The organism is Paucibacter sp. XJ19-41 (genome assembly GCF_028462495.1).
Classification (GTDB): Bacteria; Pseudomonadota; Gammaproteobacteria; order Burkholderiales; family Burkholderiaceae_C; genus Roseateles_E.
Genome location: NZ_JAQOWX010000145.1, coordinates 1 through 12528 on the forward strand (window position 1 = coordinate 1; position 12528 = coordinate 12528).

A 12528-nucleotide genomic window follows, 5' to 3' on the forward strand; every position below is an offset into this window, starting at 1 on the left:
TGACGGGCGTGCTGGCGCTGCTGGCCATCGTGCTGGCCGCGCGGGTGCTGCGGGCCGTGCAGCGGCGGGCGCTGGCGCCCATCGTCGAGCTGGCCGCGCTGGCCGAACAGGTGGCCCATGACCATGACTATGGCCGGCGCGCGCCGGTGCGGCGCGCCGACGAGGTGGGGCGCCTTAGCGAGCGCTTCAACGAGATGCTCAGCCGCATCGAGGCCGCCCAGCAAGGTCTGAACCAGCGCCTGCGCCAGGAGCAGGCCGCCGGCCAGCAGCTGCAGCAGCTGGCGCATCACGACAGCCTGACCGGCCTGCCCAACCGCCTGGCCTTCGAGCGCGCGCTGGCCGAGTTGATGGACCAGAGCCTGCAGCGCGATGAGCTGATGGCCCTGGTCTTCATCGACCTGGACAACTTCAAGCTCGTCAACGATGGCCATGGCCATGAGGCCGGTGACGGCGTGCTGCGCGAGGTGGCGCGGCGCATGGGCGCGGTGCTGCGCGGCCATGACCGGCTGTGCCGCCTGGGCGGCGACGAGTTCGCGCTGCTGCTGCCCGAGCTGCCCGATGCCGCCGCCGCCGAAGCGCTGGCCCAGCGCCTGATCGCCGCGGTGCGCGAGCCGCTGTGGGTGGCCGGCGCGCTGATGCCGGTGGGGGCGACCCTGGGCCTGGCCTTCTGCCCCGGCGACGCCGACACGCCGGCTGCCCTGCTGGCACGCGCCGATGCCGCGATGTATGCGGCCAAGCGGGCCGGCAAGAACTGCTTCAGGCGGGCCGGCCATGCCTAGGGCTCTGAGCGCCATGCTGTGTCTGCTGGCCGCCACCGCTGCGGCCGGTGCCGACGATCCGCCGAGCCTGGAGGAGCTGCTCAAGCAGGGCCTGGACCAGCCCTCGCGCGGGGTCGAGGTCAGCACCGCCTCGCGCTTCGCCCAGAGCGAGGCCCAGGCGCCGGCCGTCACCTATGTGCTGACCGCCCAGGACATTGCCCGGCTCGGTCTGCGCAGCCTGGCCGATGTGCTGCGCAGCCTGCCGGGGCTTTATGTCAGCAGCAACAGCATCTTCAGCTTTGTCTCGGCGCGCGGCCTGGGCCGGGCCGGCGAGTACAACTCGCGCCTGCTAGTGCTGCTGGACGGCATGCGGCTCAATGACAACATCCTCGACGCGGCCCAGGTCGGGCGCGACGCGGCGGTCGATATCGCGCTGATCGAGCGGGTCGAGTTCACGCCCGGGCCCGGTGCCTCGGTCTATGGCAACAATGCCTTCTTCGGCGTGATCAATATCGTCACCCAGCGCGCCGACCGCCTGCAGGGCCTGCGTCTGGGGTTCAGCCAGGCCTCCAGCTCCGAACGCCAGGCCTCGGTCTCGCTGGGCCGGCGCGGCGACAACGGGGCCGAGGCCTGGGTCGGGCTGTCGAGCTTCGAGCAGGACCGCATGCCCGATGCCGTGTCGCCGCCGCCGGCGCTGGCGGCGCGCCACCGCGCGCTGGACCGCGACCGAGGCAACCGGCTGCAGGCGGGCTTTTCCTATCGCGGCCTGAACCTGCGCCTGGGCAGCAGCGAGCGGCGCCGCCAGCTGCCGGTGTTCGTGTCGCCGCTGCAGCCCGAGCGCCTGGAGCCCTCGCTGGATCTGACCCGCAATCACTTCGCCCAGCTGACGCTGGAGCGTGCCTTGAACGAAGACTGGGAGCTGTATGCCGCAATCGCGCTGCAGCGCGCGCTCTATCGCAACAGCGCGCCCTATGTCGCGGACGAAGACGAAGGCTCGCTGGCGCTGTACCGCAATCAGTTCCTCGGCCGCTGGGGCCAGCTGGACCTGCGCCTGGGCTATCAGGGGATCGCCCGTCACTTCCTCAGCCTGGGTCTGGAGTACCAGCACGATGCGGCCCAGCAGGTCTGGGCCGGCACCCTGGGCGTGCCGCCCTGGGTGGAACGGGACGGCAGCGACCGGCGCCTGGGCTTGTTCGTGCAGGACGAGTGGCGGCTAGCGCCGCGCCACACCCTGGTGCTGGGGCTGCGCCACGACCGCAGCCGAACGGCGGGCGCCAGCCTCAACCCGCGCCTGGCCTGGGTCTGGAGCCCGGCCGCGCAGACCGGGGTCAAGCTGCTGTACGGCAGCGCCTTCCGCGGCGCCAACCGCGTCGAGGCCGGCAATAACGAGGAGCTGGGCGCACCGGCCTTGCGTGCCGAGCGGGTGCGCAGCCTGGAGCTGGCCCTGGACCAGGGCCTGAGTGCGCAGTGGCGCTTGCGCGCCTCGCTGCATCTGAGCCGCATCAGCGGCCTGATACGGCTGAGCCCCGAGTTTCCGGTCTACGAGAACAGCACCCGGCTGCTCAGCCGCGGCATCGAGCTGGGGCTGGAAGGGCGCTGGGCCGGCGGCGGCGAGCTGTCGGCCAGCCTGAGCCTGAACCGGCAGCGCAGCGACGCCGCCACCGATGCGCTCAACACCCAGCCGAGCAGCCTGCTGAAGCTGCAGGCCAGCCAGCCGCTGGGGCCGCTGCGGGTGTCGGCCCAGTGGCTGGCGGCCGGCGCGCGGCGTGTGCTGGACCAGCGCCAGGGGGCTTACGGCATCGTCAATCTGCAGCTGCTGTGGCCCGTCGAGGCGCGCAGCGAGCTGGTGCTGGGGCTCTACAACCTGGCCGACAAGCGCTACGCCGAGTTCACCGAGCCCGGCAGCCTGCTGCCGCTGCGCCAGGAGGGTCGGGTCTTGCGCCTGAGTCTGAGCCGGCGCTTCGGGCCATGAGCAAGCTCTGGCTGCCGCTGGCCTGGCTGCTGCTGGCGGCACCGGCCGCTGCGAACGAGCCGGTGCCCGAGGATGCGCGGCTGAAGGCGGCCTTTATCTACCGCTTTGCCCAGTTCACCGGCTGGCCGCCACCGCCGCTGCGCAGCTTCACGCTATGCCTGGCCGGCACGTCGCCGGAGCTGGCGGCGGCGCTGCGCGAGCAGGTGCGCAGGCCCTGGGGCGGGCTGTTGCCGGAACTGGCGCTGCCGGAGCGGCCCGAGCAGGCACGCCACTGCCAGCTGCTGGTGCTGGGCGAGCTCGGGCGCGCCGAGCTGCGGCGCTGGATGCTGGCGCTGGAGGCCAGCCCCGTGCTGCTGGTGGCCGACAGCCCCGAGGCCTTTCGCGCGGGCGCCGATATCGGCCTGATCCAGGAGCCCAACAGCCTGGCGTTTCGCGTCAACCTCAGCGAAAGCCGGCGCCGTGGCCTGGTGCTGAGCGCGCAGATGCTGAAGCTGGCGCGCGAGGTGCGGTAGCGGCCCCCTAAGCTTAGGGGGAAGTGTCCTGCATCCATCCGGGCCGGGCTGCGTACAGAGCCTGCAGCGCCGGTTCGAGAGCCTCGGGCCGGTGTGTCTGCGCATACGCACAGGAGTTCTTCCATGCAATTCTTCGCTCGTACCGGAGCCGCCTTGCTCGCCTTGAGCGCCGGCGCCGCCCAGGCCGTCACCCTGGTGGGCATCAACAGCCAGAACCAGCTCACCCGCTTCGACACCGCCAATATCGGCGCGGCCGTCAACAAGGACATCAGCGGCCTGGATGCCGGTGATCGCTTCGTCGGCATCGACACGCGGCCCTCGGACGGCAAGATCTATGGCGTGACCTTGTCCAACCGTCTCTACACACTGGACGAGATGACCGGCGCGACCAGCTTTGTCGCCAATCTGAGCAGCGCCGTGGTCCAGGGCAATCTCGCCTACGGCCTGGACTTCAATCCGGTGGCCGATGCCGGCACCGGCGCCTCGCTGCGGCTGATCAGCTCGGCCGGCGGCAATTTCGCCGTCAATGCGCTGACCGGTGCGGTCGGCAATGCCGCCAACACCGTGGCGCCGGGCTATACCGCCGTGGCCTATACCAACTCGATGCCGGGGCAGGCCGGCGCGCCGGCCGGCGGCACCGCGCTGTACTACATCGACAGTGCCAATGACACGCTGGCCTTCGCCTCCTCGGCCTTCAACACGCCCACGATCACGACCATCGGTTCGCTGGGTGTCGATGTGCTGCGGGCCAATGGCTTCGAGATCCTCGGCAACGGCCAGGCCTGGGCAGCGCTGAATGTCGATGCCGGCCCGGCGCTGACCACGGCGCTCTACAGCATCGATCTGAGCACCGGGCAGGCCAGCTTGGCCGGCGCCTACAACGGTACCTTGTCGGGCCTGACGGTCAGCGCGGTGCCCGAGCCGCAGACCTATGCGATGTTGCTGCTGGGCCTGCTGGCGGTCGGTGGGGTGGTGCGCAGGCGAGCGCGCGTCTGAGCCAGTGCCAGGCTCTGGTCGCCTTCAGCCGAAGGCGGCCAGCATGCGTTCCAGCGCCACCATAAAGGGCATCTGCATCAGCGGCAGCGTGGCCAGCATGCCCACCAGGCCGATGCTGACGGTCAGCGGAAAACCGACTGCGAAGACGGTGATCTGCGGCGCGACGCGGGCAATCACGCCCAGTACCAGATTGACGAACATCAGCATCGTGATCAGCGGCAGCGCAATCCACAGGCCGATATGGAAGATCTGCGCACCCCAGACCTGGGGCTGGGCCACACGCAGGAAACGGAAGGGCTCGTCGCCGACCGGAAAGGCCGTGAAGCTCTGGATCAGCGCATTGATCAGCAGCAGATGGCCGTTGATCGCGATGAACAGGAACGCCACCATCGCGCCGAAGAAGCGCGCGCTGGCCGTACCCTGGCTGCCGGTGGCGGGGTCGAAGAAGCCGGCGAAGTTCAGGCCCATCTGCAGGCCCACCAGCTCGCCGGCAAATTCCAGCGCCGCGAACACGATGCGCACCGCAAAGCCCAGCGACAGCCCGATCAGCAGCTGCTGGGCGATCAGCATCAGCAGCAGCGGTGGCGAGTCCAGCGGCACCACCGGCATCGGCGGCAGCGAGGGCTGGGCCGCCAGCGAGACGAACAGGGCCAGGCCCACGCGCACCCGCATCGGCACATTGCGCTGGCTGAAGATGGGCATGCCGGCAAACAACGCCAAGGTGCGGATGAAGGGCCACAGCAGCGGCGTCAGCCACTGCAGCAGTTGGGCTTCGGTAAAGCTGAACATCAGCCAACGACTTGCGGAATGGTCTGCAGCGTGCGCTGGATGTACTCGACCAGGGTGGTCACCATCCAGGGGCCGGCCACCGCCATCACCAGCACGGCGGCGACCACCTTGGGCACGAAGCTCAGGGTCGCCTCGTTGATCTGGGTGGCGGCCTGGAACACGCTGACCAGCACGCCCACCGCCAGCACGGTCAGCAGGATGGGCGCGGCCACCAGCAGCAGCATGTAGAGGCCTTCCTGGCCGAAGGTGAAAACTTGTTGTGCGTCCATGGGCTTGTCTCGGGGCTCAGGTCACGAAGGAGGCGGCCAGCGAACCCAGCAGCAGGTTCCAGCCATCGGCCAGCACGAACAGCATCAGCTTGAAGGGCAGGGCCACCAGCACCGGGCTCAGCATCATCATGCCCAGGCTCATCAGCACGCTGGAGACGATCATGTCGATCACCAGAAAGGGAATGAAGATCAGAAAGGCGATCTGGAAGGCCGACTTCAGCTCGCTGGTGACAAAAGCCGGCACCAGCACCTTGAAGGGCACGTCCTCGGGCTTGATCTCGCCCTCCAGCTTGGCCAGGCGCGAGAACAGCGCGACATCAGCCTGGCGGGTCTGCTTCAGCATGAAGCCGCGCATCGGCACCTCGGCGCGCTGCAGGGCCACGTCGAAGCCGATGGTGCCGGCCGAGTAGGGCTGCCAGGCCTCGGCATAGACCTTGTCCAAGGTGGGGCTCATCACGAAGAAGGTCAGGAACAGCGACAGGCCGACGATCACCTGATTCGGCGGCGCCGCCTGGGTGCCCAGGGCCTGGCGCATCAGCGAGAGCACGATGACGATGCGGGTGAAGCCGGTCATCATCAAGAGCACGGCCGGCAGAAAGCCCAGGGCGGTGAAGAACAGCAGGGTCTGGATCGGCACCGAGTAGCTGCTGCCGCCGGCACCCTGGCCGATGATCAGCGGCAGGGTGGCGGGCGCACCGCCGGCCTGGGCCAGCGCGCTGGCCGAGACGGCCGACAGGAGGATGAGGGTCAGGCCTTGCCTGAGCCGGGCGAGAGGGCGGGGATCAGGGCGCACGCTGGTCTCCGCTGCCATCTTTCTTGAGCCGCGCCATCAGCATCTGCGCGAACGGGGCTGCGGTGGCCGGGCCTGCCGCGCTCTCGGGCTGCGGCGGCAGCACATGCAAGGTGCTGATCTGCTGCGCGGTGACGCCCAGCACCAGCCAGCGGCGGTCCTCGCCCTGGCCGACCTCGACCGTCACCAGGCGCTGGCTCGGCGAGAGCTGCAGCACCGCGACGGTGCGCATCTGGCCATGGGTGCCGGCTGCACCGCCCAGCGGCGTGCGCTTGAGCAGCCACAGCAGGGCAGGTATCAACGCCAGGATGGCGAAGAACCAGAAGATAGGCAGGAGGTTGTTGCTCATGCCGCCGATTGTGGGCCGGGCCCGGCCCGGTCAATCGCGCTTGGAAGCGGGGCTTTCGGCCAGAGTTCGGGCCTTGGGCTCGGGTTCTGGGGGTCAGGCCTTGCTCAGGCGTCGCATGCGTTCCGAAGGCGTGACGATATCGGTCAGCCGGATGCCGAACTTGTCGTTCACCACCACCACCTCGCCCTGGGCGATCAGATAGCCGTTGACCAGCACATCCATCGGCTCGCCGGCCAGCGCGTCGAGTTCGACCACCGAGCCCTGGGCCAGCTGCAGGATATTCTTGATCGGGATGCGGGTGCGCCCCAGCTCCACGGTCAGCTGGACCGGGATGTCCAGAATCATATTGATGTCGCTGCCCGGCATATTGCTGGGCGTCGGCGTGAAGTTCGCGAAGCTGGCTGGCGCCACCTGCTCGGCGGCGGCCTGCACCTCGTCGGCCACTTCGGCCGGCTTGGCTTCGGCCAGCGCGGCGGCCCATTCGGCCGCCATCGCGTCCTGTTCGTCTTGAGAGGGGCTATCAGGTGGCATCGCGGGCTCCCAGCCAACCCGCATCCGGGGCGGTCAGCATCTTGTCTACTTTCAGGGCGTACTTGCCGTTCGAGGTGCCGTAGTGGCAGTCGAACACCGGCACGCCATCGATCTTGGTCTTGATGATGGGGTCCAGGTCCAGCTCGATGAAGTCGCCGGGCTTGAAGGCCAGCAACTGCTCGACGGTGGCCGGGGCATGGCCCAGCTCGGCCACCAGCTCGACCTCGGCCGCCTGGATCTGGTGCTTCAGCAGATTGACCCAGCGCCGGTCGGGCTCGGAGGAGTCGCCCTGCGTGGTGCTGTAGAGCACATCGCGGATCGGCTCCAGCGTCGAGTAGGGAATGCAGAAATAGACCGTGCCGCTGGTCTCGCCGATCTCCAGTGTGAAGGAGGTCGAGACCACGATCTCGCTGGGCGTGGCGATATTGGCGAACTGCGGCTGCATCTCCGAGCGCTGGTAGTCCAGCTCCAGCGGGTAAATGCCCATCCAGGCCTTTTTGTACTCGGCCGTGATGACCTCGACCAGACGCAGGATCACGCGCTGCTCGGTGGCCGAGAAATCGCGGCCCTCGATGCGGGCGTGGAACTTGCCGATGCCGCCGAACAGCGAGTCGATCACCGCGAACACCAGCGTGGGGTCGCAGACGATCAGGCCGTTGCCGCGCAGCGGCTTGACCGAGACGATGTTGAAGTTGGTCGGCACCACGATCTCGCGCAAGAAGGCGCTGTACTTCTGCACCTTGATGCCGCCGATCGCGACCTCGGGGCTCTTGCGGATGAAGTTGAACAGCCCGATGCGGATATTGCGGGCGAAACGCTCGTTGATGATCTCCATCGTGGGCATACGCCCACGCACGATGCGTTCCTGGCTGGCCAGGTTGTAGTCGCGTATGCCGCCGACCTGCTCCTCTTCCGCTTCGAGCTTCTGGCTCTCGCCGGTAATGCCTTGCAGCAGGGCATCGACTTCGTCTTGCGACAGGATTTGCTGATTCATGATGGTGAATCGCTATTGGACGATGAAGCTGGAGAACAGCACATTGCTGATCGGGCTGACGACCGCGCGCTTCTTCTTGCGTTTCTTCGTCGTCGTGCCCTCGTCGTCCTCGTCGTCGATCTCGATGCCCATCGGGCGCAGCGATTCGCGCATGATGTCGCGTGCCAGCTTTTCCTTGCCCTCCAGGGTCAACAGCTCGACCGAGGTCTTGTGCGACAGCACCATCAGCACATTGCTGCGGATCGCCGGCATATAGAGCTTGAGCTGCTCGGCGAACTTGGCGTCGGCCACTTCCAGCGTGATGCCGATCTGGGCAAAGCGGTCCACTTCCTTGTCGGCCAGATTGACGGTGAAGGGCTCCAGCGGCACGAACACCGGCGGCGTGCCGGGCTTGACCTCGGCGTGATGGGCGGCCGCCGGGGCGGCAGATTCGCCGTCTTCGTCCTCGGCCGGCTTTTTCTTCAGCAGCAGCAGCGCGGCAACACCCACCAAGGCCAGCACCAGCACGGCCACCACGATGATGACGAGCTTCTTCTTGCCCCCGCCTGCGGGGGCCGCATCGCCGGCGGCGGCTGTAGCCATATCAACTCCTTGTCAACGCGGCCTGTGCAGGCCGCCGATAACTCGCATTATTCGGCCATATGGGCCGGGCCAAGCGCCGAAAAGCCGGGTTTTGCCGATCATGTTCACGCCCGCTCAGGCATAAAGGTCCAGCACGCCCCGGCTGGCCGTCGCGCGGACCGGTGTGCTGACGGGCACGGCGCTGTCCTCGGCGCTGGCGCGCACGGCGCTGCGGCCATCACCCGATGGCTGCGCCTGCTCTTCAGGATTGCGGGTCTGCTGGAAGACGCCGCCACCGCTCAAGGTCAGTCCGCTCTCGCGCAAGGCGGCCGCCAGCTCGGGCAGGCTGTTCTCCAGCACCGCACGGGTGTCGGCCTGGTCGCTGTGGAAGGAAATCTGTGCCTGCTGGCCCTCGACGACGATCTGCACCGAGACCGGGCCCATCTCGGCCGGGTTCAGATGCAGCTGGGCCTGCTGCACGCCCTCGGCCGCCAGCAGGCTCAGGCGCGCCGCCATCTCCGGCCCGAAGGCCGGGCTGTGCAGCGGCTGGGCCAGCTCCAGCCTGGCGGCCGGCGCGCTCGCGGCCGAGGGGCCGCTGGCGTCGATGCCGCCCTGGGCCAGCTGGGCCTGGGCCGCGTTCATCACGGCCTCGAACGATGGCGTGGCGCTGCCAGCACTCGCCGGCGCGGCCGGCTTGGCGGCGCTGGCCTGCAGGCCCTCGAGCGCGATGCCGGCGGCCGGTGTCGTGTCCCGGATGCTGGCGCCAGCTGTTGCACCGGTGGCTGCGGCAGTTGCCGCGTTGCCGCCGATGTCGGCGAGCTGGGTCTTGCCGCTCTTGGCTGTGGCGGCACCGCTGCGGGCCTCGGTCTTGCCTTCCTCGTTCGCGCCGGCCTTGATGGCCTTGGCGTCTATCGGCAGCGGTGTCAGCGTGGCGGCGAGCGCCGGTTCACCCGGCTGTGCGGTCTTCTGTTCGGTTTCGATCTCGACCGTGGTCTCGGAGGAGGTCGGGCCGTCGATCGTGTTCTTGTCTTCAGCGGCTACCTTGCCGTCCTTGACACCGGCTGTCTCGGGCTTGGCCGCACGCTCGGCGTTGCGGCCGGCCGCAGCCTCGCTGCGCGCCTGGGCACTGCGGGCCTGGCTTTGGCGGGCCAGGGTCTCGCGTTCCTGGCTGTTGGCGCGGTCGGTCTTGGCCTGCGCTTGAGCCTGGGTCGGGCCGGCGTCGGCCTTGGGCGGCGGCGCCGGCTGGCTGGGCTGGGCCTGCTGGGTGGGAGAGGGCCGCACCGGCTCGACCGGCTGGGGCATCGCCGCAGGCTTGGCGCCGCTGCCGCGCAGCAGCTCCGAGAAGCTGGCGGCGACATCGTTGGCCGAGGCCGAGAGCAGGGGGCTGTTGCCGGACGCGGCGGGTGGCTTGCCGCCCAGGCCCAGGAACGGTGTGCTGGTGGAATGAAGGCTGTTCATCGCGGGTTCCCGGTCGCTCAGGCGCTCAGGCGCATCATCGGATTGAAGGCGGCCAGCGCCGCACGGGCGGCCTGCTCGTCGGTGGCCTTCTGATCCTGGCGGTTCAGCATGCGGGCGCGTTCCGCGCCGCGCCGCTCCAGCAGCTTGCGCACCGAGGCCACGCGCATCTCCAGCTCGCGCAGGGTCTCGCGGGCGCGCTCGACGCGCTGCTCGGCGTAGCGGCTGACCGAACCCTGCTGGTCTATTGCCTGGTCCAGGCGCAGGCCGAAGTTCTGGTAGCAGCCGACGATGTCGATGGTGGTCTTGCGCGCGAAGGTCTGGGTCCAGCGCTGCTGGTACTCGCTGCGGTACTGGCCCAACTGGTCGGCTTGGCTGCGCGCGGCCTCGGCCTGGCGCATCAGCGCCTGCAGCTGCGACAGGGCGTCGTCGCGCTCGGCTTCGGCGCGCTCCAGCAGGATGGTGAGGGCTTGGGTGCTCATGAATAGCTCTCCGTATATCGCTTATCGGCCGGTTTCAGGCTTGGTTAACCACTGCTTCGAGCTGGCCCACGCTGGCTTGCAGCTGGGCGGGGCTGTGCATGTCTTGCTGCAGCAGGCGGTTCATATCGGTGTGCAGGCGCACGGCCAGATCGAGCTCCTGGTCGTGGCCGGGGGCATAGGCCCCCAGCTGTATCAGATCGCGCGCCTTGTTGTACTTGGCCAGCAGCTGTCGGAATCGCCGTGCGGCCTCCAGATGGGGCTTCTCGGCGACATTGCTCATCACCCGCGAGATCGAACGCTCGATGTCGATGGCCGGGTAGTGGCCGGCCTCGGCCAGCTCGCGGCTCAGCACGATGTGGCCATCCAGGATGCCGCGCGCCGCATCGGCAATCGGATCCTGCTGGTCGTCGCCCTCGGACAGCACCGTGTAGAAGGCGGTGATCGAACCCTCGCCGGGCTGGCCGTTGCCGCTGCGCTCGACCAGCTGGGGCAGCTTGGCGAAGCAGGAGGGCGGATAGCCCTTGGTGGCCGGCGGCTCGCCGATGGCCAGCGCGATCTCGCGCTGCGCCATCGCATAGCGCGTCAGCGAGTCCATCAGCAGCAGCACATGCTGGCCTTGGTCGCGGAAATGCTCGGCGATGGCCGTGGCATAGGTTGCGCCCTGCATGCGCACCAGCGGCGGCGCGTCGGCCGGCGCGGCGACGACGACCGAGCGCTTGATGCCGTCCTCGCCGAGGATGTCCTCGATGAATTCCTTGACCTCGCGACCGCGCTCGCCAATCAGGCCGACCACGATCACATCGGCCTGGGTGTAGCGCGCCATCATGCCCAGCAAGACCGACTTGCCGACGCCGGTGCCTGCAAACAGGCCCAGGCGCTGGCCGCGACCCACGGTCAGCATCGCGTTGATCGAGCGCACGCCGGTGTCCAGCGGGGTGCGCACGGGGTCGCGGTCCATGGCGTTGATGGGGCGGCGAATCATCGGCCGGTCCTGCACCCGCTCCAGCGGTCCCTTGCGGTCCAGCGGGTGGCCGTGCGAGTCGACCACGCGGCCCAGCAGCCCTTCGCCCATCGGCAGGTGCAGGCCGCGGTCTTCGTCGCGACGCCACGGGTGTTGCGGCTTGCCCAGCTTGGGGGCGCTGGGCGGCGACAAGCGCGGCAGCACCATCGCGCCGCTGGACAGGCCCTGCACCTCGTCGGTGGGCATCAGATAGGCGCGGTCACCCGAGAAACCGACCACCTCGGCCTTGACCGGCGGGCTGCCGCGGCGCGAGTTGGCCGAGCGCGGCAGATGGATCTCGCAGACCGAACCGACCGGCACGCGCACGCCGGTGGCTTCCAGCACCATGCCGGCCACGCGCACCAGCTTGCCCTGCGGCTCCAGCGCCACCGGGGTGGCGGCAAAGGACTGCAGATCGTCCAGATAGCGGGTCCAGCGATCACGACGGCTTTCTTGCAGGTCCTGGCTCATGCCTTGGCCTCCGGTTCGGCGTCCGTCTGGCGACGGTCTTCCCACAGCGTGCTCTGGCCCATCGCGCCGGTCACCTGCAGCCAGCGCGCGGCCAGGGTCGCATCGACGCTGCCGATGTCGGACTCGACCTTGCAGCCGCCGCGCGGGACCTCGGGGTCGGGCAGCACCTGGGCCTCGCGGGCCTTCATCTCCTCGCCGGCGCCTTCCAGCACCAGCGGCAAATCGTCCGGATTGACGCGCACACGCACATGGCGGGCCGACATCTGCAAGGCCTCGACCGCGTCATGAGCGACCTGGGCGATGTGTTCGGGGCGCTGCTGGATCTCGCTGCGCAAGACCTGGCGCGCCAGCTCGACAGCCATGGCCGCCAGCGCCTCGGCCATCTGGTCTTCGAGCGCGCGGAATTCGCCGTCGAAGCTCTTCACCAGCGTGCCCAGCTGGGCGCTCATCTGCTGGGCGAAGCTCTTCTTGAAGGCATCCAGCGCGGCCATGCCGTCGCGGTAGCCGTCCTGGTAGCCGGACTGGCGGGCCGCATGCAGCAACTCCTCGATCCGCGGCTCGGGCGTCGGCGGTGGCGCGGGCGCGGCGGCCGGGGCGGG

General features: G+C 68.9%; 15 protein-coding genes. 4 read left to right on the plus strand and 11 right to left on the minus strand.

The genetic code is table 11. The features are described 5' to 3' along the window. From PO768_RS25205 to PO768_RS25220, 4 genes are all read left to right on the plus strand, one after another. On the plus strand, positions 1–779 hold a 779-nt coding region (locus tag PO768_RS25205), incomplete at its 5' end, for a GGDEF domain-containing protein (RefSeq protein WP_272648236.1). Continuing rightward, positions 772–2730 carry a TonB-dependent receptor plug domain-containing protein gene (locus PO768_RS25210; protein WP_272648237.1) on the plus strand — a complete coding sequence of 653 codons (1959 nt, stop codon included), beginning with the start codon at positions 772–774 and terminating at the stop codon, positions 2728–2730. The genes PO768_RS25205 and PO768_RS25210, both read left to right, overlap by 8 nt. Beyond that, the gene (locus PO768_RS25215; protein WP_269841029.1) at positions 2727–3242 is read left to right on the plus strand and encodes a YfiR family protein; all 516 of its coding nucleotides are present in this window, start codon (positions 2727–2729) and stop codon (positions 3240–3242) included. Before PO768_RS25210 ends, PO768_RS25215 begins: the two co-directional genes overlap by 4 nt. 123 nt (positions 3243–3365) lie before the next feature. Further along, positions 3366–4238 carry a DUF4394 domain-containing protein gene (locus PO768_RS25220; RefSeq protein WP_272648238.1) on the plus strand — a complete coding sequence of 291 codons (873 nt, stop codon included), beginning with the start codon at positions 3366–3368 and terminating at the stop codon, positions 4236–4238. A 24-nt stretch (positions 4239–4262) separates the two neighbouring features. Here PO768_RS25220 and fliR read toward each other — a convergent pair whose 3' ends face one another. From fliR to PO768_RS25275, 11 genes are all read right to left on the minus strand, one after another. Then, positions 4263–5027 carry a flagellar biosynthetic protein FliR gene (gene fliR, locus PO768_RS25225; protein ID WP_269841027.1) on the minus strand — a complete coding sequence of 255 codons (765 nt, stop codon included), beginning with the start codon at positions 5025–5027 and terminating at the stop codon, positions 4263–4265. Then, positions 5027–5296 carry a flagellar biosynthesis protein FliQ gene (gene fliQ / locus PO768_RS25230; protein ID WP_137943304.1) on the minus strand — a complete coding sequence of 90 codons (270 nt, stop codon included), beginning with the start codon at positions 5294–5296 and terminating at the stop codon, positions 5027–5029. Before fliQ ends, fliR begins: the two co-directional genes overlap by 1 nt. Positions 5297–5312: 16 nt before the next feature. Further along, positions 5313–6107, minus strand: a complete 795-nt coding sequence (fliP, locus tag PO768_RS25235; protein WP_442953299.1) for a flagellar type III secretion system pore protein FliP — start codon at positions 6105–6107, stop codon at positions 5313–5315. After that, positions 6079–6435 (minus strand): FliO/MopB family protein, encoded by a 357-nt coding sequence (locus tag PO768_RS25240; RefSeq protein WP_272648239.1) that lies wholly within the window; start codon positions 6433–6435, stop codon positions 6079–6081. The genes fliP and PO768_RS25240 overlap by 29 nt, the downstream gene beginning before the upstream one ends. Positions 6436–6528: 93 nt before the next feature. Next, entirely contained in the window at positions 6529–6966 is a 438-nt protein-coding gene (fliN, locus tag PO768_RS25245; RefSeq protein WP_137943301.1) for a flagellar motor switch protein FliN, read from the minus strand. After that, positions 6956–7960 (minus strand): flagellar motor switch protein FliM, encoded by a 1005-nt coding sequence (gene fliM / locus PO768_RS25250; protein WP_137943300.1) that lies wholly within the window; start codon positions 7958–7960, stop codon positions 6956–6958. The genes fliN and fliM overlap by 11 nt, the downstream gene beginning before the upstream one ends. 12 nt (positions 7961–7972) lie before the next feature. Then, positions 7973–8542, minus strand: a complete 570-nt coding sequence (locus PO768_RS25255; protein WP_137943299.1) for a flagellar basal body-associated FliL family protein — start codon at positions 8540–8542, stop codon at positions 7973–7975. Between the two features lie 114 nt (positions 8543–8656). Beyond that, positions 8657–9979, minus strand: coding sequence for a flagellar hook-length control protein FliK (locus PO768_RS25260; RefSeq protein WP_272648240.1), 1323 nt, complete (start codon positions 9977–9979; stop codon positions 8657–8659). A gap of 17 nt (positions 9980–9996) precedes the next feature. Continuing rightward, on the minus strand, positions 9997–10458 hold the full coding sequence (fliJ, locus tag PO768_RS25265) for a flagellar export protein FliJ (RefSeq protein ID WP_137943297.1): 462 nt from the start codon (positions 10456–10458) through the stop codon (positions 9997–9999). 34 nt (positions 10459–10492) lie between these two features. Beyond that, a complete protein-coding gene (gene fliI / locus PO768_RS25270; protein WP_272648241.1) occupies positions 10493–11929 on the minus strand; it encodes a flagellar protein export ATPase FliI in 1437 nt (478 codons plus the stop codon). Then, positions 11926–12528, minus strand: a 603-nt coding sequence (locus PO768_RS25275) for a FliH/SctL family protein (protein WP_272648242.1), incomplete at its 5' end; no start/stop codon positions are given. The genes fliI and PO768_RS25275, both read right to left, overlap by 4 nt.

Coding starts and splice junctions, on each gene's coding strand:
- PO768_RS25210 (WP_272648237.1), top strand. CDS start 772: ATGCCTAGGGCTCTGAGCGCCATGCTGTGTCTGCTGGCCGCCACCGCT.
- PO768_RS25215 (WP_269841029.1), top strand. CDS start 2,727: ATGAGCAAGCTCTGGCTGCCGCTGGCCTGGCTGCTGCTGGCGGCACCG.
- PO768_RS25220 (WP_272648238.1), top strand. CDS start 3,366: ATGCAATTCTTCGCTCGTACCGGAGCCGCCTTGCTCGCCTTGAGCGCC.
- fliR (WP_269841027.1), bottom strand. CDS start 5,027: ATGTTCAGCTTTACCGAAGCCCAACTGCTGCAGTGGCTGACGCCGCTG.
- fliQ (WP_137943304.1), bottom strand. CDS start 5,296: ATGGACGCACAACAAGTTTTCACCTTCGGCCAGGAAGGCCTCTACATG.
- fliP (WP_442953299.1), bottom strand. CDS start 6,107: ATGGCAGCGGAGACCAGCGTGCGCCCTGATCCCCGCCCTCTCGCCCGG.
- PO768_RS25240 (WP_272648239.1), bottom strand. CDS start 6,435: ATGAGCAACAACCTCCTGCCTATCTTCTGGTTCTTCGCCATCCTGGCG.
- fliN (WP_137943301.1), bottom strand. CDS start 6,966: ATGCCACCTGATAGCCCCTCTCAAGACGAACAGGACGCGATGGCGGCC.
- fliM (WP_137943300.1), bottom strand. CDS start 7,960: ATGAATCAGCAAATCCTGTCGCAAGACGAAGTCGATGCCCTGCTGCAA.
- PO768_RS25255 (WP_137943299.1), bottom strand. CDS start 8,542: ATGGCTACAGCCGCCGCCGGCGATGCGGCCCCCGCAGGCGGGGGCAAG.
- PO768_RS25260 (WP_272648240.1), bottom strand. CDS start 9,979: ATGAACAGCCTTCATTCCACCAGCACACCGTTCCTGGGCCTGGGCGGC.
- fliJ (WP_137943297.1), bottom strand. CDS start 10,458: ATGAGCACCCAAGCCCTCACCATCCTGCTGGAGCGCGCCGAAGCCGAG.
- fliI (WP_272648241.1), bottom strand. CDS start 11,929: ATGAGCCAGGACCTGCAAGAAAGCCGTCGTGATCGCTGGACCCGCTAT.